The 21,653-nt window shown below is 58.6% G+C and carries 17 protein-coding genes; 7 read left to right on the top strand and 10 right to left on the bottom strand.

Going from position 1 to position 21,653, the window contains the following annotated elements; translation table 11 throughout:
- Positions 1-6 precede the first annotated feature (6 nt).
- Complete coding sequence (queG, locus tag FHW68_RS15830) at positions 7-1,071, top strand: tRNA epoxyqueuosine(34) reductase QueG (protein WP_095634777.1); 1,065 nt, start codon at positions 7-9, stop codon at positions 1,069-1,071.
- 99 nt (positions 1,072-1,170) lie between these two features.
- Here queG and FHW68_RS15825 read toward each other — a convergent pair whose 3' ends face one another.
- Together FHW68_RS15825 and orn are read right to left on the bottom strand one after the other, a co-directional pair.
- Positions 1,171-1,782, bottom strand: coding sequence for a trimeric intracellular cation channel family protein (locus FHW68_RS15825; protein ID WP_030128339.1), 612 nt, complete (start codon positions 1,780-1,782; stop codon positions 1,171-1,173).
- 235 nt (positions 1,783-2,017) lie between these two features.
- Positions 2,018-2,560: an oligoribonuclease gene (gene orn / locus FHW68_RS15820; RefSeq protein WP_095634776.1), complete on the bottom strand. Its 543-nt coding sequence runs from the start codon at positions 2,558-2,560 to the stop codon at positions 2,018-2,020.
- Positions 2,561-2,667: 107 nt separating this feature from the next.
- On the opposite strand from orn, the gene rsgA reads away from it, so the two are divergent.
- On the top strand, positions 2,668-3,699 hold the full coding sequence (rsgA, locus tag FHW68_RS15815; protein WP_007902636.1) for a small ribosomal subunit biogenesis GTPase RsgA: 1,032 nt from the start codon (positions 2,668-2,670) through the stop codon (positions 3,697-3,699).
- 89 nt (positions 3,700-3,788) lie between these two features.
- Here rsgA and FHW68_RS15810 read toward each other — a convergent pair whose 3' ends face one another.
- The 7 genes from FHW68_RS15810 to motA all read right to left on the bottom strand — a co-directional run bounded on the left by FHW68_RS15810 (position 3,789) and on the right by motA (position 12,881).
- Complete coding sequence (locus tag FHW68_RS15810; RefSeq protein WP_183681196.1) at positions 3,789-4,058, bottom strand: hypothetical protein; 270 nt, start codon at positions 4,056-4,058, stop codon at positions 3,789-3,791.
- 348 nt (positions 4,059-4,406) lie between these two features.
- Positions 4,407-5,381 carry a hypothetical protein gene (locus FHW68_RS27300; protein ID WP_260296614.1) on the bottom strand — a complete coding sequence of 325 codons (975 nt, stop codon included), beginning with the start codon at positions 5,379-5,381 and terminating at the stop codon, positions 4,407-4,409.
- Complete coding sequence (locus FHW68_RS15800; RefSeq protein ID WP_183681194.1) at positions 5,372-8,065, bottom strand: toxin VasX; 2,694 nt, start codon at positions 8,063-8,065, stop codon at positions 5,372-5,374. Before FHW68_RS15800 ends, FHW68_RS27300 begins: the two co-directional genes overlap by 10 nt.
- The gene (locus FHW68_RS15795) at positions 8,062-8,628 is read right to left on the bottom strand and encodes a DUF4123 domain-containing protein (protein WP_095634772.1); all 567 of its coding nucleotides are present in this window, start codon (positions 8,626-8,628) and stop codon (positions 8,062-8,064) included. The genes FHW68_RS15800 and FHW68_RS15795 overlap by 4 nt, the downstream gene beginning before the upstream one ends.
- Positions 8,625-10,718, bottom strand: a complete 2,094-nt coding sequence (gene tssI / locus FHW68_RS15790; protein ID WP_183681192.1) for a type VI secretion system tip protein VgrG — start codon at positions 10,716-10,718, stop codon at positions 8,625-8,627. The genes FHW68_RS15795 and tssI overlap by 4 nt, the downstream gene beginning before the upstream one ends.
- 276 nt (positions 10,719-10,994) lie before the next feature.
- On the bottom strand, positions 10,995-12,026 hold the full coding sequence (gene motB, locus FHW68_RS15785; RefSeq protein WP_183681190.1) for a flagellar motor protein MotB: 1,032 nt from the start codon (positions 12,024-12,026) through the stop codon (positions 10,995-10,997).
- 3 nt (positions 12,027-12,029) lie between these two features.
- Entirely contained in the window at positions 12,030-12,881 is an 852-nt protein-coding gene (motA, locus tag FHW68_RS15780; protein WP_008009851.1) for a flagellar motor stator protein MotA, read from the bottom strand.
- A gap of 155 nt (positions 12,882-13,036) precedes the next feature.
- Here motA and FHW68_RS15775 point away from each other — a divergent pair, with 155 nt between their 5' ends.
- The 4 genes from FHW68_RS15775 to FHW68_RS15760 all read left to right on the top strand — a co-directional run bounded on the left by FHW68_RS15775 (position 13,037) and on the right by FHW68_RS15760 (position 18,548).
- Positions 13,037-14,569, top strand: a complete 1,533-nt coding sequence (locus tag FHW68_RS15775) for an HDOD domain-containing protein (protein WP_183681188.1) — start codon at positions 13,037-13,039, stop codon at positions 14,567-14,569.
- Between the two features lie 260 nt (positions 14,570-14,829).
- Positions 14,830-15,645 carry a rhodanese-like domain-containing protein gene (locus tag FHW68_RS15770; RefSeq protein ID WP_183681186.1) on the top strand — a complete coding sequence of 272 codons (816 nt, stop codon included), beginning with the start codon at positions 14,830-14,832 and terminating at the stop codon, positions 15,643-15,645.
- A gap of 18 nt (positions 15,646-15,663) precedes the next feature.
- Entirely contained in the window at positions 15,664-16,524 is an 861-nt protein-coding gene (gene asd, locus FHW68_RS15765) for an archaetidylserine decarboxylase (RefSeq protein WP_168185146.1), read from the top strand.
- A 233-nt stretch (positions 16,525-16,757) separates the two neighbouring features.
- Complete coding sequence (locus tag FHW68_RS15760; protein WP_183681183.1) at positions 16,758-18,548, top strand: molecular chaperone; 1,791 nt, start codon at positions 16,758-16,760, stop codon at positions 18,546-18,548.
- A 99-nt stretch (positions 18,549-18,647) separates the two neighbouring features.
- Here FHW68_RS15760 and serB read toward each other — a convergent pair whose 3' ends face one another.
- Positions 18,648-19,862: a phosphoserine phosphatase SerB gene (gene serB, locus FHW68_RS15755; RefSeq protein ID WP_095634767.1), complete on the bottom strand. Its 1,215-nt coding sequence runs from the start codon at positions 19,860-19,862 to the stop codon at positions 18,648-18,650.
- A gap of 135 nt (positions 19,863-19,997) precedes the next feature.
- On the opposite strand from serB, the gene FHW68_RS15750 reads away from it, so the two are divergent.
- Positions 19,998-21,533, top strand: a complete 1,536-nt coding sequence (locus FHW68_RS15750; protein ID WP_183681181.1) for an AhpA/YtjB family protein — start codon at positions 19,998-20,000, stop codon at positions 21,531-21,533.
- Positions 21,534-21,653: the final 120 nt, after the last annotated feature.

Raw genomic sequence — 21,653 nt, 5'->3', positions numbered from 1 at the left:
CGTCTCATGCCCGCTATTACCACAGACCTGCCCGCCCTCGCCCAATCCATCAAGGACTGGGGCCGCGAGCTGGGCTTTCAGCAAGTCGGCATCAGCGGCCTCGACCTGGCCGAGCATGAGCAGCACCTGGAGCGCTGGCTCGCGGCCGGCTACCACGGCGAAATGGAGTATATGGGCGCCCACGGCAGCAAACGTTCGCACCCCGAAGAACTGGTGCCGGGCACCTTGCGGGTCGTTTCCCTGCGCATGGACTACCTGCCGGGTGACACCGAAATGGCCAAACGCCTGGCCCAACCGGAAAAAGCCTACGTGTCGCGTTATGCGTTGGGCCGCGATTACCACAAATTGATCCGTAAACGCGTGCAACAACTGGCGGAAAAAATTCAGGCGGTGATCGGCCCGTTTGGCTACCGCGCCTTTGTCGACAGCGCCCCGGTGCTGGAAAAAGCCATCGCAGAGCAGGCTGGCCTGGGCTGGATCGGCAAAAACACGCTGGTCTTGAATCGCAAGGCCGGCAGTTACTTCTTCCTCAGCGAACTGTTCGTCGACCTGCCGCTGCCGGTCGACCCGCCTCACGCCACCGAACACTGCGGCCGCTGCACCGCCTGCCTGGACATTTGCCCGACCAACGCCTTCGTCGGCCCCTATGTGCTGGATGCCCGACGCTGCATTTCATACCTGACCATCGAACTGAAGAGTGCGATCCCTGAAGATTTGCGGCCGCTGATCGGCAATCGGGTATTTGGTTGCGATGACTGTCAGATCGTCTGCCCGTGGAACCGCTTTGCCCGACCTTCCGGCGAAAGCGATTTCAAACCCCGGCACAATCTGGACAACGCCGAACTGGCCGAACTGTTCATGTGGGACGAAGCAAAATTTCTCAGCAGCACCGAAGGTTCACCACTCAGGCGCGCGGGTTATGAGCGCTGGTTGCGCAACCTGGCGGTCGGGTTGGGTAATGCGCCGTCGAGCATTCCGGTGCTGGAAGCGCTGAAGGCACGGCGGGATTATCCGTCGGAGTTGGTGCGCGAGCATGTCGAATGGGCCCTGAAACAACATGGACTCCTGTAGCAGCTGCCGCAGGTTGCGTTCGGCTGCGCAGCAGTCGTCATTCCGCACGCGAGTCCTGCGGCCTCGAACGCAGCCTACGGCAGCTGCTACAGAGACGTGTCAGGCCTCGTCGTTATAAACAAACTTGGGCATTTCCCAGTGAAAACGGATCGCCAGCAAGCGCAGCAGGAAGCCGCCGAACAGGGTAATCAAAATCGCCTGTTCACCGGGTAATTGCAGGTAGATACAAAGCAGATAGCACCATGCGGCGGCAAACGAGACGCTGGCGTAGAGTTCGCGGCGGAAGATCAGCGGGATGTCGTTGCAGAAGATGTCCCGCAGGATGCCGCCAAATACGCCGGTGATCACGCCGCTGACCGAGGCCACCAGCATGCCGTGGCCCATTTCCAGGGCCGTCATGCAGCCGATCAGGGTGAACGCCACCAGCCCCACCGCGTCGAGCACCAGAAACAGCGAACGCAGATGACGCATCCAGCGGGCGATGAAGATCGTCAGCATCGCCGCGACGGAGGTCAACACCAGGTATTCCGGGTGTTTGACCCAAGTAAGCGGGTAATGGCCAAGCAGCACGTCGCGTACCGAACCGCCGCCCAGTGCCGTGACACATGCAATCAGCACCACGCCAAACCAGTCCATGCCGCGACGGCCCGCAGACAGGGCGCCCGTCATGGCTTCGGCAGTGATGGCGATCAGATAGAGCATCAGCAACATGGTGGCGGTCCTGGCAGAAAGGCGCGCAGTCTACTCACTTCACCGAAGCACCAAAAGAGGGCGCCGAAGTATTCACACAGACCTGTGGCGAGGGGGCTTGCCCCCGTTCGGCTGCGCAGCAGTCGTGAAAACCGCAAGCGCAATGTGCCTGAAGAAACGGGATTGCAGACAGAGGGGGTCGCTGCGCGACCCAACGGGGGCAAGCCCCTCGCCACAATGGCCCGCGACCACCCAATCAGAACTTGATGAAGTTCTTGCGGTAGTGCTGCAGCTCGGCGATCGATTCGCGGATGTCGTCCAGGGCCAGGTGGGTGCTGCCCTTTTTGAAGCTGTCGCGTACGTCCGGTGCCCAGCGCGCGGCCAGCTCTTTGAGGGTCGACACGTCGAGGTTGCGGTAGTGGAAGTAGCTTTCCAGCGACTTCATGTGGTTATAAAGGAAGCGACGGTCCTGGCAGATGCTGTTGCCACAGATCGGCGACTTGCCCCTCGGCACCCATTTTTCCAGGAAGGCGATGGTCTGGGCCTCAGCCTCGGCCATGCTGATACGGCTCTCGCGAACCCGCTGGGTCAGCCCCGAGCCGCCGTGCTGGCGGGTATTCCACTCGTCCATGCCGGCGAGGATTTCGTCGCTGTGATGGATGGCGATCACCGGGCCTTCGGCCAGGGTGTTCAAATCGCTGTCGGTAACGATAGTGGCCATCTCGATGATGACGTCGGTATCAGGGTTCAGACCGGTCATTTCCAGGTCGATCCAGATCAGGTTCAGCGGGTTTTGCATGAGTCGGCTCCTCGGCGTAGGTGCGCAGTTTAGCCTAGGGAGGCCACCGGGCGTGCTAAACTCGCGGCCGTTTTACCTAATCGCTGCATTCTCGATACGGAACACCCATGGCCAAACGCCAACTCAATCGTCGTCAAAACTGGCGCATCGAAAAGATTCAGGGCGAGCGCGCTGCCCGCGCCGCCAAACGCGAGTCCTCGGCTGTCGAGGCACTCGAAGGTGGCGACCTGGGCCCGGAACAGACGGGCCTGGTGATCGCACACTTCGGTGTGCAGGTCGAAGTCGAGGCCCTCGATGGCGAATTGGCCGGCCAGGTGTTCCGCTGCCATTTGCGCGCCAACCTGCCAGCGCTGGTGACCGGCGATCAGGTGGTATGGCGTGCCGGCAACCAGGGCATCGGTGTGATCGTGGCGCAACTGCCGCGTAAAACCGAACTCTGCCGTCCCGACAGCCGTGGCCAGCTCAAGCCGGTGGCGGCCAACGTCGACCTGATCGTGATCGTCTTCGCGCCGCTGCCCGAGCCTCACGCCAACCTGATCGACCGCTACCTGGTCGCCGCGGAACACGCCGGGATTCGGCCGTTGCTGCTGCTGAACAAGTTCGACCTGATCGACGAACAGAACGCCCCGGCGCTGAATGCCTTGCTGGCGGTTTACCGCACGCTGGGTTACCCGGTGCTGGAAGTGTCGGCCCACCACGGCAATGGCATGGAGCAGCTGCAGAAGCAACTGGACGGGCACATCAGCGTATTCGTCGGCCAGTCCGGTGTCGGCAAGTCGTCGCTGGTCAACAGCCTGCTGCCGGAAGTCGACACCCGTGTCGGCCCGCTGTCCGAGCTGTCGGGCCAAGGCACCCACACCACCACCACCGCGCGACTGTTCCACTTCCCCGGTGGCGGTGAGTTGATCGACTCCCCGGGTATCCGCGAATTCGGCCTGGGTCACGTCAGCCGTGCCGACGTCGAAGCCGGCTTCATCGAGTTCAACGACCTGATCGGCACCTGCCGCTTCCGCGACTGCAAGCACGACCGCGAGCCGGGTTGCGCCTTGCTCAAGGCTCTTGAAGAAGGCCGCGTGCAACAGCAGCGGATGAACAGTTATCGGTCGATCATCGCTAGCTTGCCGGAAAGCAGCTATTAAGTAGCCTGGATCATTTTCGTAATGCCACGAAAATGATCAGTAGTTTCCCGCAGACACAAAAAAGCCGCGAATATCGCGGCTTTCTGATTTCAGCGTACGGTTTTTTCCAGCTTCCAGCCCAGCGCATCCAAGGCGTCGCAGCCATCCTGAATCAATATGTGTGCAGCATTGGCGAAATGCTCCAAGTCGTGACCTTCGGCGTTTTTGATGCACAGGCAGGTGACGCTATTGAGCAGATTGCGGGCCGCTTTGATTCGGTGAGTGGCGGTTTCGAGGAGATCCGAAACTTTGGCTTCGGTGTCGATGTATAGCGTCGGGCCGACGCTGAAGTTGCCTTGCAGAGGGTGGTACTGGGTCATGTTTCTATCTCATCTGATAAGTGAAACTCCCACCCCTTTCGCGGCTAAACGAATTGGGTGGTAGCTGTACGCGGGTTAGCCGACCGGACAGATGAACCCGGCACACCCGAAGGCGTCCCACGCACAGCCACCATAGACATGCAGATGCCAGGCAGCAAAAAGCGCCGCGATTATACAGGCGCTTGTGCATCATCTGTTACGACCGGCTAAAGTCGATCACCGATTCGTCGGTGACGGACGAACTATAGGCGAGGTTCCGGCGAAATTAAAACCCGGTTTATGGGACTCGGAGCCGTCCTACACCATTCTCCGAAGAGTCCTCGTTCCTTGATTTTTATCGCCGGTGGCTCAGTCGCATTGTGGGTATTGATCAACTCGCTTCGATACGCCAACACCTTGCTCGTGCTCCAGATCAACAAGGCGTGTGATGGGGCCATTGGCCTTCAGTCGTTCAGTGACAACTTTCGGCCACAGGTTGCGAGAGCGACGTTTGGCAAGACTGTAGGTGAGTTCTTGAATTCGGTCCTGCGGATAAAGCAGTGGCTCGAGTATCAGTTTTACAACATCGCTGGCGCCTAAGTAGTTTTCCCCACCCGCATCCTTCTTCGCCTGTTTTAACTGCGCCAGTGTCTGCTTGAAGCTGTCGCTCATTTTGGGTCGCACGGATAGCTGGCTTTTTACGAATGCATCCGACTCACTGTGATTACCGTTCTCGTCGAAATAAGGGCCATTATTCATGTAAGAACGGATGTATTCCCAAAAACCTTTTTGCATCGACAATGATTTACCAAAGGGGGCACCTAGACTCACCATCACAGCCGTTTCCGGCTCTTCAAATTTCCACATGCGAATTTCCAGTGAAGCGTTTTGCATGCCACCGATTTGGGTGCCCACGAGCTGAAACTCATTGGCCACGGCTGAAATACCCTCCCATGGAGCATGGTAAAGATCGCCATCATGATCGAAATACACTTCACTGGTGCGGCGGTTAAACAAAATGGGCAGAGGTAAAGGACGAAGGGTTTCCCATAGGAATGGCAATACAACCAAAGGAATTCCGCTTCCCAAAATCATATACGCTCCTTCCCATTTCCCACCCAATATACAAATCACAGCCACACACAATATAAGTGTGAAAACCCAGCCCCCTAAACCTGTTAATTGCCCACGAATGCTCTCGTCACCTAATAGCGACAAGTAATACTCGGTGTGCTCATCGGTAATAAACAGCTCCATCGGCTGTTCACCCGTTGGTTTGTCCGCTTCAAGCATGACCGTGGGAGTAGCGCTGTAGCGCGGGTGTTCTGGTGTATTCATACCCATGCTCGCTCCTTGATTTTGACAGCTGGCAGCGTCAGTCCGTCTTGTGGGGAATAAATCAACTCGCCCTCGATACACCGCAAGTCCCGTACACCATCCTCATGGTACACACGGCGGTAAGGGGTGAGGCCAGCAGGTATAGAGATACGGGTGCCGCTATGTCGGGCAAAGTCTTTGCCCGTCCATTCGACCTTTTTGATTTGGTCGCTGTGATAGCCGAGCGTATCGCCCCAAATTTCGATGCCCTTGAAGTGAATCATTGCATCGGTCAACGGCACGTTTTCCCCCGGCAGTTTTAGCATCAGATACGTGGAAGTGACTTGGCCTTGATAAGGGTTCATCTCTGACAGTCGGAAGGCATCAAAACTTATGGGAAACAGGACGGGGTACAGCTCATCCATGGACAGGCTATAGCTGTGGGCCCAAGCGTCGTGCGGACGGATACCAAAGCGGCTGTTTTTCACCCATTTTTCCAGCGGCGAGTCGGCGGTATAAAGACGGGCGATGACCCCGCCCAAAATTACAACCGCAAGGCCTAGTATTTTCGCCCCCAAGTGAGGCACTACATTGAGTCCCCTGGCAATAGTCGCCACATCCCCGGCTATCACAGCAGCCCGGGCAACTCTTAGTGCACGGAAGGCCTGGACCTGGATTTTGATACTGGCCAGCGAAGCGCCAACCACGGTCAAGTTCGCGACCATGGTGTCGAAGTCGCCCGCCTTGTAGGCCTCAAAGGCATCTATCCCATAGAGCACGACGTCGAAGGCAAGAAAAGCACTTTGTGCCAGAGCAGCATTGGCGGCGCGACCCAACGCTTTAACCAAAAGGAGACGAGATGAAATAGAGGTACTACCGCTTTGACGAACAGCCGAAACCCAGTCAACCTCTGCGACTCGCTGAAGTACGGCTGCGGTTGCAGCAGCGACACCTACTGCACTACCAATCATCCCAGTAAGGTTTTTGGTTGTAATGTCGTCAAAAAACGTACTACTCGCCCAAACAAAATTCACCCCCGCCACCAGCGTTACAATCGACTTGATCGGCGCCTTGTTCAGCGCACTTTTCAAATCAAACACACTGCTCAATTCAACACTCGACGCCAGATTCACCGGCAACGGTGGCAGCTTGGTGCTGGCTGGGACCAAATGCATGAACGGGATACCGTCAGCCACCCCGCTGGTCAGCGGTGTAACACTCAAATGCGCAGGCATTGACTGGCGAGTCCCCATCAAATCGCTGTACCACTCGCCCACCTGACGCGGCGTGACGCCCGATGTCTGGATGCGCTGGTCGCTGCGGGCCAGCGCTGCCGCCATGTACAAACGCCCCGCCGCACCAGTGCCCTTTTCACCCTGATGCAATTGCAACCCAGCCACCGGGGCAAGAGACAGAAATAGGGCCTCAACGCTTGAGGCCGGCTTGTGTTGCTTCAGTTTGTCGGCGGTCTTGTTCAGCGCATCGGTATAACCAAAGACCCTGGCAAGTTTGCTGGCGCCTTCTTGAACAGCAGCCTGGTTATCTCGGGCCACATCGCTGAAGTCCACAAGGTATTTGATTTCGCTAACACTCAGCCGTGACGGCAACCCGAGCAATGCCCAAAGCAACCATGGCTTGCCGGCCTTGTTACCTTCAAGACTGAGGGTAATGGCCTCGGCCCCGACGCTGGTGCTGGCCGGTCCCAGGCAAGCCGCCGCGAAATGCAATTCCAGTGCCTCACGGGTAATCGGTTGGGTAATGTCGAAATGACCACAAGCCGTGTCCATGCTCGACGGACCGGTCATTTGCAGGGTGTTGAACCACGCTACCCAGAGCTGGGCCAGATGCCGCATGTCAGCGGTATATCGCTCATTCTGGATCTCTTGATCTTTCCATGTCCGCTGGAGTTCGTCATAGCGGGTAATGGACGGCAGTTGTGCGCTCAGTTGCCGGTCGCCTTCACTCAGTGACTTGATGACACTGGCTATCGCCCACTCTTCAGCGTGATGTTCCTGGTAACTGTCGAACGCTTCTTTACGCACACACAGCAGCGCGGCAAGGTCGAGTAGCACGCCCCATGCATCATCAATGACGGCGTAAGTCTGCTGTTCGCAAGCCCTCATCTGCTTGAGAGCTTTCAGCCAGTTGGGTGCGTGTTCCGTTCCAGGTTCCGTGCTCCAGCCGTAGCTCGCCGCATCGTTGTATTCGCCAATCTGCTTGGTGACGGTGTCGACCTTGCCACTGAACGGTGCGACACCTGGCACAAAACTGCGCATGATGCGCTGGCGTACGGCGGGGTCTGTTTTGGCGGCCCGATACTGCGCCTCACTCCAGCGAACGGGCGACCAGACCAATCCGGCAGGGTCGCCAGCTCTTAACACCAGATGGGGTTTGACCCGGGTGTCGATCACCCTGCCCGCACGCGGGGTCTGGGTGAGCTGAGCTTTATCGACCTGATACTCCACCAATTTGGGTGGGCTGCTCTCCCAGACGTAGAGCCAACCGTCGCGCAACAAACGCGAGGTGTAATTGAGCGCATGTCCGGTCAAGTCAGGATGACGAGGTCCCAATTCGGGAAACGAGCCGCTCAATGCCGGCAAGTCGTAGGCATCGGTATCGACAGCGGCGGTTGGGCCGAGGGCGTATCGCAGGGGTAAAACGGCAGCGAACAGCGGACATGTTCCAACACGGATTCTATTCTGGACACTCATGCTTCTTTCTCCGGGTTGGCTGGGAGGCTCAGTGCCTGCAGAAGCGGCTCAGGCAGGGTGATTTGCGCGGCCAGACCTTTATGGGCCGGTGCTGAATCATATTCAGGCGCTTCGTTCTCCCAAGCGCACACTGGCGCGTTGCCATGGCGTAGCCAGACGCTTTCCACACCAAACCAAAAGCCTGTTGGCCATTGCACGCCGGCCAACCAGGCGCGTCGCAGAACCGAGCCATCCGCCAGGCGCAGCCACAGCTCTCGCTGCTGTTCATCAAAAATGCGCAACCGACGTTGCAGGATAGGTAGCCATTGTTGGGCGCTCCGTGGAGAAGCCAGCCAAACACCCTGTTGCAAGTCAGAGCCGCCCCACCACGCGGCATACGATGCGCTACCAAGCGAGGCGTTCAGCAGAAAAGGCCCCGCGGCGCTGATCGGCTCATAAGCGGTCCCCTTGAATAGCGGCTGAGGAGAATCTGCGCCGTAGTACTCGTTAAGCCAATCGATAGCGCCTTCGTACTGGGCGCCATCAAGCAGGAGCAGTCCTTTGTTCGGGATGACCGGGGTCATGCTTCACCCCTCTCTGCTTCCTGGGATTCCTGGGCGACGTTGCATACCGGGCAAACACCGGAATCGGCTTCGCGAAAGACGAGGTTCTGTTTGAGTAGGGCTTCCATGGGAAGGGTATCGATAACCACAGTTTCAGCGATTTGAGGAGCTGCTGACAGCGCCGCCTGCCCGGGTAGGCCAGTTAGCGGTGAACCACCCACGACCATGGCCACACTGCTGAATATCCCGCTCGAGTTAATGACGATGAAGTGACCACCACATTCCCACGTCAGGCTCTGGTCAGCCTTGATAACCACATTGGCCGCAGTGACATGGGCGTGAGGCCCGGCCTGAATCACCAGCGTGCCATCCGCTGTTGTGCTGCTGTTGCCGGTGATAGAGATCACCTCGTTGCCGCCGATCAACGTGTTGCGCGCGCCTTCGGTGGTGTGCAATTCGTCGCCCTTGATCAGGCTAGTGCTGTTGTTGTCCACCTGTTCAAAGCGGTCGTTACCGATCAGGCTGTGGCTATCACGGATAATCTGTTCGCGGCGATCGTTGCCAATTTTGGTATCGCTGTCGTTGAGGATCAGCTGTTCCAGGTCGCGTTCGGCGCGCAGGTAGATTTGTTCCTGCCCGGCGCGATCTTCAATCGACAGTTCGTTGTAACCGCCCGTGTTGGGGGAGCTGTGGCTGCGTAATACGGTTTTGGTCTTGTTTTCGGGCAAGGGATAGGGCACCGCATTGACCTTGTTCGGCACGCACCCGGTAATGAGCGGGTTATCGGGATTGCCGTCCAGAAAGGTGACCATGACTTCCATGCCGATACGCGGAATGGTCACAGCTCCAAAGTTTTTACCTGCCCAGTGGGTAGATACCCGCAGCCAGCAACTGCTTTTTTCGCTGTTGAGTTCGGCCCGGTCCCAAGGGAACTCGACTTTGACGCGACCATACTCATCGCAATAGATCTCCTCGCCGGCGGGCCCGGTGACACGGGCGGTCTGGCTGACCAGCGTCGGTCTTGGCGCAGGTAGCGGCGGCCGGTAAAACACATCCCATGGAATGACGCTGAAGCGGTTGCGATAGCCTTGGGTGAAGCCGTCCTCGGGGTTAGTGTCGCTGGTGATCACCTCTTCCAGTGACTGGGGTTGCTTTCCGGCATGCGACACACTGAGCAGCAGCCACAAATCGTTGCAAGTTTTATCCGGGTGTTCCGTCAGGTCGACGAAGTGACCGCTGCGCAGGCTTGGCTGATCGCTTTTACCTTCGACCAATTGGTAATCGGTACGGTGCCGTTCCAGCGCCTGCCGGGCCAGCTGTTTGCCACGCTTTTCGTTTTCGATAAAGACCGGATAGCGGTAGTCTTCAAGCTCCGGGTGAAACTCAGCGGTGAAGCAACTTTCCAGCAATAGACTAGGGCGTTGGAAGTCATAGTACCGATAGGTGGTGGTGCTGGGGCGGGTGCTGAAACGCGTGGAGAACTGGCTGACGACCGGGTGCTCCGCCACCATGCCGGAGTCTTGCAGATAGGGGGTTGCACCCAGTTTGGGGAACCAGGTCTGATCGTCGGTGAACACCAGTACATGGCCGTCTGGTGAATGCTGATGGTGCCACGCGATGCCGTCCTCGGCGCATAGCCGCTGAATCAGTTCGAAGTCACTTTCCCCGTATTGGGTGCAGTATTCGCGCTCGGGGCTGGTGCTGACATGGAAGGTAAATGCATTAGCCTGAACGCCGTGGCCCTTGAGTACCTGAGCGATGATTTGCGGCACCGTCAGCTTCTGGAAAATCCGCTGATTGTGGCTGAACTGCAGGTAGTGCAGCGTCGGTACGAGGGTCAGGTGATAACGGGTCAGACGCTTGCCGGCATCCCCCCTGAACACATCTTCGATACGACCGTGAAGCCCGTCCCCGTTAAGGCCGAACTGGAGAAAAGCGGGCTGACTGAGCAGGCTTTCCAGATCGAAGGCAGGGTGTTCACTGACCAGTTCGATCCGGATCGCATACAAGGCACTAATGGTTTCAGTGCCTTCAAAGGTGAGGACTTTGAAATCGTTAGGAACAGTCGGGATCAGTAACGTGAAGTGAGCAGCATTGGCGGGGGCGAACATGCGCTTATCCTTTTGCTTTTCCGTGGCTCGTCCTTAAGCCGAATGAAGATACAAATCGCGATGCCCATGCCATCCCCGGCGTGAACAAACGCAAACTGCCGAGTACGTTAGCAAGGGGAAAAAGGGATTTATGTAGGATGCATCTTGATATCCCATCCGAACCTTCCGGCGTTTCAGAAAATTACGTCTGCGACCGAAGGGGCAGCGAATACTGATGTGGATGTCAGCATGCAGGCACAAAAAAGCCGACATCGCTGTCGGCTTTTTCATGGATCACTACTTAAGCGGCTCACCCGGTTTCGGCACCGGATCATCAAACAGATTCAACCGCTCCCGAAGTTCATGAGCCGGCAGCGGTTCCTTATCCGCCGGCAAGGCATTCGGGTCGGCTGGTGGCGTGGGCACTTCGCCCGGGCCACCTTGCCCTTGCGTCGGCGTTGATTCTGGAGCCGGTTCGGCACCTTGCGAACCTTCGATGGCACGCTGGGCTTTTTTGGTCAGCACGACGATGTCGATGCGGCGGTTGACCGGGTTGAACGGGTTTTCCCGATCGAACAGCGCCGACGAGGCATAACCCACGACTCGCGCTACTTGAGCGTCCGGATAGCTGCCGGCGATCAATGCCCGGCGAGCCGCGTTCGCGCGATTGGCCGAGAGTTCCCAGTTGCCGAAATCGCCGGTGCCCGAGTACGGCTTGGCATCGGTGTGGCCGCTGATGCTGATCTTGTTCGGCACCGCTTTGATGGTGTCGGCCATGGCCAGCAGAATGTCTTCGAAATATGGTTTCAGACGCGCACTGCCGGAGTCGAACATCGGGCGGTTTTCGGCGTCCACGATCTGGATGCGCAAACCATCCTGTGTGATCTCGAAGAGGATCTGATCCTTAAACTTCTGCAGTTGCGGGTTTTCTTCGACCTTGTTCTGCAACTCTTGCAGCAGCAATTCCAGGCGCTCTTTCTCGACCTGCTCGGCCATGCCTTCGACCTGTTCGGCGTCGATAGTCACCTTGTCTGGCTGAGGCTGGGATTTCACCTCGGGGTTGAGGGTGTTGTCCGGCGCCAGGGTCGGCGAGCCGCCCAGATCGATGATGTATGGCGTGCCGCTTTCGCTGAAACCGACCGGGTCCTTGAAGTAACCGGCAATGGCAATCTTCTGTTCCGGCGTTGCCGTGGACAACAGCCACAACACCAGGAAGAACGCCATCATCGCCGTCGCGAAGTCCGCGAAGGCGATTTTCCAGGAGCCCCCGTGATGCCCGCCCGCGTACTTTTTGACACGCTTGATGATGATCGGCTGGTTATTTTCCATGACTTAGCGACCGCGAACCGCTTGTTCCAGCTCAGCGAAGCTAGGACGGTGCGCGGGGTACAGAACCTTGCGACCGAATTCCACTGCCAGCGATGGCGGCATGCCGGAAGCCGAAGCCACCAGCGAGGCCTTGATGGCTTCGTAGACGTTCAGTTCTTCCTTGGCGTCGTGGCCCAGCGCATGGGCCAGCGGGCCAAAGAATCCATAGGCCGCGAGAATACCGAAGAAGGTACCTACCAGCGCCGCACCTACGTGCAAGCCAATCATTTTCTGGTCGCTTTCACCCAGCGAAGCCATGGTCACCACAATACCCAATACCGCCGCAACGATACCGAAACCCGGCATGGCATCGGCGATGCCGTTAACCGCGTGGGAGGGGTGGTCCAGGTCTTCCTTGAGGCTGGTCAGTTCCATGTCGAACAAGCCTTCCAGCTCATGGGGAGCCATGTTGCCGGAAGACATGATGCGCAGGTAATCGCAGATGTACGCGGTCATGCGGTCATCTTTCAGGACTGCCGGGTACTTGGCGAAGATCGGGCTCGCGGCAGCATCTTCGATGTCGCCTTCGATCGCCATCATGCCTTCGCGACGGCTCTTGTTGAGGATCTCGTAAATCAGCCCCAACACTTCCAGGTAAAAGGTGTGGTTGAAACGCGAACTGAACATGCCCAAGGATTTCTTGAGCACATGCATCGTCATATGACCGGGGTTGGCTTGCAGGAATGCACCAAGGGCCGCGCCACCGATAATCATCACCTCGAAAGGCTGAATGAGAGCGGCAATCTTGCCGTGGGAAAGCACGTATCCGCCGAGCACGCTCGCGAATACGACGATGATGCCGATAATTTTAGCCATAGGTAGGAGAGCACTTACTGAGTCGGGTTCAAGGTCATATTCGGAAGTTAAAAAATCTCTTCTTCTCCTTATCGGCAAAACTGCGCCAGACTATAGCCCGTTAAGGCGAAAAGCCAATTTGGCCCACGCAGGGATAGGTAAAGCAGCGTCCAGACATGGCTAACGAAACGAACGTCCCAATGCCAAAACCGACCACCCTCGAAGGCTGGGTCAAGCTGCTCGATGGTGTGCGCCTGCCGGTTCCGCAAGCCAGTCATGACCGCGTCTGCAAAGCCATCCGCGATAGCCGCAGCTCGCTGCGCGAGATTGCCGAAATGATGCAAGACAGTCCGGCCCTGGCCTTGAGTGTGATTCGCGAAGCCAATCGCCACACCCATGGCAGCATGAGTACGCCAGCTGAAAATCTTGAAGTGGCAATCAATCGCCTCGGTTTAAAACGCACCGAAGAGTTGCTCGAGCGCTTGCCCGCCGAACCGCAATCGCAGATCCCTGCTGCACTGCGCCAGCTTCAGTTGATCAGTCAGCATGCCACCCAACAGGCCAACGGTTTTTTTGCCGGTCGCCTGGCGCGGTTGTGGCAGGACATTCACTGGGGCAGCCTGCTGTTTCTTTCGCCACTGTGGCCCATGGCATTGACCCATCCGCAGCTGCTGGAAGAATGGGAGCTGCGGGTCATCCATAAAGGCGAGTCGGCACGCAATGTCGAAAAGCAATTATTCGGCGTGCGTCTGCTGGAAATCTGTCTGGCGCTGGTGGATGTCTGGCGTTTGCCGATCTGGGTCCAGCAGGGTTATCGGCTGCTGCGGAGCGAACAACGCGAACTGGTGAAAGTTCTACGCATCGCACGTGACGATGAACACCCGCTACGCCAACAGAACCGTCTTGATGATGACCCGACGTTGCGGCGCTGGCTCAACCAGCCCGCCAACACCGTGTTGCTGGCCAATGGTCTGGCGTTGTCGGCACAACAGGCCTGGGACAGGCCTCACTGTGAACGCTGGCAGTACCTGACCAGCCTTTATCTGCAAATGCCGATGGATGAAGTGCAGCAGCAGTTGCACCAACAGGCCGCCAACAGCGCTCGGCAACATGCCATGCCGGACCTCTGGCACCCGGCCGAATCACTGATCTGGCCGCAGGGCATGAACCGCGTTCATGCCGGTTTGCTACCGGCCCCGGCACCCACCGCCGAAGACTTGGCGAAGTGGCGTAAACAATGTGCCGAGTTGCTGCTGGAGCCGAGCCGATTTACCAATGCCATGCACTTGACCACATCGGCTCGAGACGCCCTGGTGGCGTGTGGCATGCGGCGGGTAATGATCCTGATGGCTGACCGCACGCACGCCAATCTGCGTGTGCACCAGATTGCCGGGCTGCCCAAGGAAGTGGCCGGACTGAACCTGGCGGTCAGCCAGAGTCCGGTGCTGCAGCGTCTGCTCGCCCAACAGGCTCAGGTGCGCCTGACGCCGGCCAACAACGCCCAATTCTCCGCCCTGTTGCCGGCCAGCCTGCGTTCGCTGTTCAGCGGTGAACACCTGCTGCTGCGTTCTCTGGTCAACAATGGTCGGGTGATCATGATCGTGGTGGCGGATCAGGGCGGCGGGCCGTTCTCGGAAATCACCGTGCAAGCGTTCGGCAAAACCGCGCAATGCATTGAAAAAGCCCTGCACAGTTTTAGCCACCGCTAGAGCCTGATGCTAGTCAGTTAAGAAAAGGACGTGCCAAATGCAGTGTTTGTGGCGAGGGGGCTTGCCCCCGTTCGGCTGCGAAGCAGTCGCAAATCCAGTGGATGCAGTGTGCCTGGCAGAATGAGGTTGTAGGTTTTAGGACTGCTTCGCAGTCCAACGGGGGCAAGCCCCCTCGCCACAAGCCCGTGCAGAAATAACTGATAACAGGCCTTCGTGACGCTGCGCTACAATCCTCCCCCTTTGTGCTCTGGAGACCTCACATGTCTGACTTCTCTGGCTTGGCGCTGGTGATCGAGCCGAGCGAGCTGCTCCCGCGTCTCGACTCCCGCGAACTGATTCTGGTGGACCTGACCAGCAGCGCCCGCTATGCCGCCGGGCATATCCCCGGGGCACGCTTTGTCGACCCAAAACGTACTCAACTGGGTCAGGCGCCTGCGCCAGGCCTGCTGCCGACCCAAGCCGCGCTTGAAGCATTGTTCGGTGAACTGGGCCATAACCCCGATGCGGTCTATGTCGTCTATGACGACGAAGGCGGCGGCTGGGCCGGGCGCTTTATCTGGCTACTGGATGTCATCGGCCACCGCCATTACCACTATCTCAACGGTGGTCTGACGGCCTGGCTCGCAGAAGGCATGCCCATGTCGATCCAGATCCCGCCAGCGGTCGGCGGCCCGGTTGCCCTGACCCTGCACGACGAACCCATCGCCACCCGCGAATACCTGCAAAGCCGTCTCGGTGCCGCTGACCTGGCAATCTGGGACGCACGCGGACCGCTGGAATACTCTGGCGATAAAGTGCTGGCGGCCAAGGGCGGGCACATTCCGGGCGCGGTCAATTTCGAATGGACAGCTGGCATGGATCCGACGCGCAACCTGCGCATCCGCACCGACATGCCAAAAATCCTGGAACAACTTGGTATCAGCAAAGACAAAGAAGTCATTACCCACTGCCAGACTCACCACCGTTCTGGCTTCACGTATCTAGTAGCCAAGTCGCTCGGTTATCCGCGAGTCAAAGGTTACGCCGGCTCTTGGGGCGAATGGGGCAACCATCCCGACACGCCCGTAGAGATTTAAGTTTTTCAAGGACAGTCAATGAATAAGCGTTTGTTTATCCTTAGCCAATACCTGCTGCCCCATCACTTGCTCTCGCGACTGGCCGGCTGCATTGCCGAATGCCGCGTGCGCTGGTTCAAGAATGCCTTAACTGCCTGGTTCGCCAAGCGTTATCAAGTGGACATGTCCCAGGCACTGGTCGAAGACCTGACGGCTTACGAGCACTTCAATGCGTTCTTCACCCGCGCCTTGAAAGACGATGCCCGTCCGCTGGACCCAACCCCAGGGGCGATCCTCAGCCCGGCCGACGGTGCCGTCAGCCAGCTCGGCCCGATCGAACACGGTCGCGTTTTCCAGGCCAAGGGCCACAGCTTCAGCGTGCTGGAACTGCTCGGTGGTGACGCGGCCAACGCAGCGCCATTCATGGGCGGCGATTTCGCCACCATTTACCTGTCGCCCAAGGATTACCACCGCGTGCATATGCCGCTGGCTGGCACTCTGCGTGAGATGGTCTATATCCCCGGCCGCATCTTCTCGGTCAACCAGACCACTGCTGAAAACGTACCGGAGCTGTTCGCTCGCAACGAGCGTGTGGCGTGCATTTTCGACACCGAACGTGGCCCTATGGCCGTGGTACTGGTAGGCGCAATGATTGTGGCGTCGATCGAAACTGTCTGGGCCGGGCTGATCACGCCGCCCAAGCGCGAGCTGAAAACCTTCCGCTACGACGAAGCGGCTCGTGCGCCGATCCATCTGGAGAAAGGCGCGGAACTGGGTCGCTTCAAACTCGGTTCTACGGCGGTCGTGCTGTTCGGGCCGGATCAAGTGAAATGGGCTGAAGGGCTGGGCGCTCTTTCGCCAGTGCAGATGGGCCAGGGCATCGGCTTGCCAAGCGCCTGATCCTGAGTCGCCGCAACGGATTTTTCTTCCGGGCGGCGTATCCCCCTGTAGGAGCTGCCGAAGGCTGCGATCTTTTGATCTTGATCTTCGGCGCGCTCTGAAAAAAAATCGCAGCCTTCGACAGCGCCTACGAAGGCAAGCGTGACGTAAATATCGCGATACTCCCTCCCCGTTCATAGCTGCTACAGTCAAGTCATTCACTGCCCATTTCCCGGTCGGAGTTTGTTTACGGCATGAATGAGACCAATCCCGTCTTGCTGCTACGCGCACCAATCCCGACACAGTCGCGTTTGTCTTTCTGCGAAGCCACGCCTCGCGACCTCAAGCGCTGGATCGCCAACCTGCCCAAAGCCAACATCGGCGAGACTGCTCGCCAGTTGTATCAAGGCTTGAGCGAACTGAATCAACTGCTCACCCCCAGCGACAATCGCCTGCAATTGCTCGAACTGTTGCGGCCCGAGGTGTATTACGTCTGCAAACACCTGGAGCGGCATTTCCTGCATCAGGCGATTGTGCTCGATGAGCGCTCGCGCAAGGTCGCCAACCTGTGCCAGGCACTGCAGAGCCATTTGGCGATCGGCTACAAGCAAATCGTCATTCGCGTCACGCCGCGCTTGAGCAAAGACCGCGCGCCGCTGCTGACCCAGGCTTTGCAGCGGGCAATCCATTGCCTGAACGGCGCATTGATCCGCGCCACCGAACTCTATTGCCCGGTGCCCGAAAATCTGTGGCTGGAACTGCATCAGCTGTATCGGATTGGCTGTCAGTTCCAACTGCAAAATCTGAATGTGCGCGATGAACTGGCCAGCCAGACGCAAAAGCTGAGCATCGAGCAAACCTACGTCGTCGCCCTTCTGCTAGGGGCTTCACGCTGCAATCAACTGCGCCAGAACCAGATCGCCCGGCTCGCCGAGGTGCTCGAACCCTGGAGCCAGTGGATCAAGCTGCAACCGGCCAAACCCGACAACGGGCTGTTTGCCATCGCCCCGAATCTCGATACCGGGCCGCGCTACCGCTCCAAATTCTCCACCGAACAACAGGAGAATTTGCTGGGGATCGACCCGCACCCCTTGGTCGTGGCTATCGAAAACCATCTGCAGCAGACGGCCGACAAAGTATCGTCGCTGCTCGTGCCTGCGGGGCTGAATCTGGATACGCTGCAACACCTGCATGCCGCCTGGGGCCAGGCTGCCGAGCGCAGTTTCCATCGCACTGTCGGGCATGGCACGTTGACCCTGTGCGTGGGCATGAGCGCTTTGCACTTTTATGTGGGCGGGCGACGCCCCTTCAACGACATCCTGAAAAAACCCGGCGCCCGCCCCGCGCGGTTTTCGGCGAGCAACCCCACAGCTCGCGCCAAAGACCAATGGAGCCAGGCCTTCGACGCCGCGCCTCATGGCACCGCAGATACGTTGCTGCCCTATGAAGAGATTGAATACCCACATTTCCAAAACGATGACAGTCATGAGGCGACTGACCGCCAGCAGCATTTCCCGACCTATGTGCTGCCGGTGATCAATCACAGCCCTGGTGGTTATTGCCTGGCCTGGCCTGGCGCAGTGCCCGCCGAGCTGCAGACCGGTGAGATAGTGGGTCTGGAGGATATTGCCGGCCAAGGCTGGAGCATTGCAACGGTGCGCTGGATCCGCCAGGTACGGGGCGGCGGCACGCAGATGGGTATCGAGCAAGTCGCGCCTTACGCCGAACCCTGCGGCCTGCAACTGATCCGATCCCACGGCGAGCATAGTCAGTACTTGCGCGGGCTATTGCTGCCCGCCATCAGCGCCATTGACCTGCCGGCCACTCTGCTCACGCCGCGCCTGCCGTTCCAGGAAGGCAATAAGGTGTTGATCAATACCAACGGCGAGGAACGCCGGGCCAGGCTGGAGCGCCGGGTAGCGAGCACCAACAGCTTCAATCTGTTTGCCTGCCGCTCGCTTGGGACTGCCGGAAACGAAAACGCCGCGGGGAGCAGCGTGGCCGGGGTAGCGGAAGAATTCGATTCGTTGTGGAAGTCGCTGTAACGGGGAGCCCAAAAGCAAAAGATCGCAGCCTTCGGCAGCTCCTACTGGCGTTCACATACCCATGTAGGAGCTGCCGAAGGCTGCGATCTTTTGATCTTCTTAGAGCTGCCCGTCGCGGTCCCGGAACCCCAGCAGATACAGCACGCCATCCAGCCCGAGGGTGGAAATCGCCTGTTTCGCCGATTGCTTGACCAGCGGTTTGGCACGGAATGCCACACCCAGCCCGGCAATCGCCAGCATCGGCAGGTCGTTGGCACCGTCACCGACGGCAATCGTCTGTTCCAGACGCAAGCCTTCCTTATGCGCCAGCTCACGCAGCAGATCCGCCTTGCGCTGCGCATCGACAATCGGCTCGACCGCCACGCCGGTAACTTTGCCATCGACCACCGCCAGTTCGTTGGCGAACACGTAATCGATGCCCAGCTTGGCCTGCAGTTGCTTGGCGAAGTAGCTGAAGCCGCCCGACAGAATTGCCGTCTTGTAACCAAGACGCTTAAGTTCGGCAAACAGGGTTTCGGCGCCTTCGGTCAAACGCAGTGAGGCGCCGATGGATTCCAGCACACTGATATCCAGACCTTGCAACAAGGCCAGACGCTCCTTGAAACTGGCGCGAAAATCCAGCTCACCGGCCATCGCTCGCTCGGTGATTGCGGACACCTGGTCACCCACACCGGCGATCTTGGCCAGTTCATCGATGACTTCGGCTTCGATCAGCGTCGAATCCATGTCGAACACCGCCAGACGGCGGTTACGGCGGAACAGCGAATCTTCCTGGAAGGCGATGTCGACATTCAACTCTTGAGAGACGCTGAGGAATTCGGCGCGCAGCGCTTGCGGGTCGGCCGCTTCGCCACGTACGGAAAACTCGATGCAGCCCTTGCCCTTGTCCGCCGGGGTGTCCAGCGGCATGCGCCCGGACAGGCGATCGATATGGTCGATGTTCAGGCCATATTTGGCGGTGATCGAGCTCACACGCTGCAGTTGCTCGGCGGTGACCTTGCGGGTTAGCAAAGTGACAATGTGGCGTTTCTTGCCCTGATTGCCGACCCACAACTGGTAATCCTCTTCGGACACCGGCGTGAAACGCACCTGTTGCTCAAGCTCATAGCCTTTGAACAGGATGTCCTTGAGTACCGAATTGCCTTGTTCGGTATCAGGAATCTCAACCAGGATGCCGAACGACAGGGTGTCATGGATCACCGCCTGACCAATGTCGAGAATGTTCACACCACCCTGTGCCAGAACGCCGGTAATGGCCGCAGTCAGACCCGGACGGTCGACTCCCGTGATGTTTATCAGGACGATTTCGCGCAAGGCGCACCCCCGCAGGTGGAAAAAAACCGCATTCTACCCATTTTCAGTGACCATCGGACACCGCGAGCGCTTTGACGGTCTATGGCCTGTCGCTATACTGCGCGTCAACTTCACGGACTAAAGAGCCGAGCTCAAGTGAACCGGCCCACGCCAGTAAAAACCGATAACTTCTTTCTGTTGATCTTTCGTGCACTGCGTCATCGCCGTGTACCGATCGCATTGCGCATTGCCAGCCATAACGTGATCCTGGTCGCCCTGGCCCTGGTCATTTATGCCGGCGTGATGGGTTTGCAGTTCAAGCAGGCCATGCACGAGCAGGCGGATGCCCTGGGTGAAAGCCTGACTACCCAGACCGCGACCTCGGCCACGGAGCTGTTGGTGTCCAATGACATCCTCAGCCTGAACGTGCTGCTCAACAACCTGACCAAGAACAAACTGGTGGCCCACGCGGCCATTTACAGCGTGGATAACCGTATCCTCGCTGAAGCCGGTCAGCGTCCCAAGCACGGCCTGTTGGGCGAAGCAGAAGGCATGTACCAGAGCAAAATCACTTTCCAGGACGTGACTGCCGGGCAACTGCGCATCAGCCTGGACATGGATCAGTTCCAGCAACCGATGACCATCAGCCTGCAAAGCATGGGCATTCTGAGTGCGATTCTGCTGGCGCTGTCTCTGGCCTTGAGCCTGCGCCTGGGGCGCAATATCTCTACGCCGCTGCTGCAATTGCGGGTATGGCTGCGCAATATCGACGAATACACCCCGGCCACCGAGCGTCAGGATGAGGTCGGCGACCTCGCTCGCCAGCTGCACGCCAATTTCGCGCCGGAGCCTGCCGAGCCGGAACCTGCGCCGGAACCTGAATACGACGACGGCGACTACGAAGATGCCGACGATAACGAGCCGGCCTTCGAGGTGCGTAACCTGCGCGATCCAGGTTTCGACGAAACCAGGCCTGTCGCTGGCCTCAAACCTGCGCCGCGACGCACTGTCAGCACCGTCGAAGACGATGAGGATGACGAAGATCCGTTTGCCGATCTGCGTGATGACACGACAGGCAGTGCACCGAAACCCGTCATCAAGCCGCACGTCTCGAACCTGCCGCAGCACAGCGCGGTACTGGCTGTGCAGCTGGGTGCGCAAGATCAACTGCGCCGCCTGCCCCGCGCACGCCTGGAAGAGCTGCTGAAGCGATATCGCGATTGCCTCGATCAGGCCGCATCGCTTTACCAGAGTGAACTGCACACATTGAATGATGGCAGCACGCTGATGCTGTTCCACAGCGAAGACAGCGGCGACGATTACCTGACCAACGCCATCTGCTGCGGCGAGTTGCTGCGCGCCTTGGGTCATCAGTTGCAGATCGAAGTCGCTGACAGCGGCATCACCCTGCAATTGCAGCTGGGTCTGACGCTGGGTGACGAGTTGTTCGGCTTGAGCCAGATCGACTTGCTGCTGACTGAAACCGCTCAGGATGCATTAGCCTTGTCGCAACACAGCCGCAACCTGCTGCTGGTGGAGCGCAAGATCAATGACGACGCGCTGATTCGCCAGCGTGCGCGAATCCGCCCGATCGCAAGCCCAGAAGGCGCATGCTGCGTAGAGCGCTTGATGGAGCCTTATCCGTCGATGCTGGAGCGGCAACTGGCGCGGATGCACGAACGCCGGGCGTAACGCCAGCCTCGGCTGTAAAGAAGCCCGCAGATGAGTGATCGTCTGCGGGCTGATCGTTCCCACGCTTTGCGTGGGAATGCCTCCAGGGACGCTCCGCGCTCCAAGCCCCACCTCATATTC

The organism is Pseudomonas sp. Tn43, from assembly GCF_014192635.1.
In the GTDB taxonomy this organism is placed as follows: Bacteria; Pseudomonadota; Gammaproteobacteria; order Pseudomonadales; family Pseudomonadaceae; genus Aquipseudomonas.
This window is presented reverse-complemented; position numbering and strand designations above follow the sequence as displayed.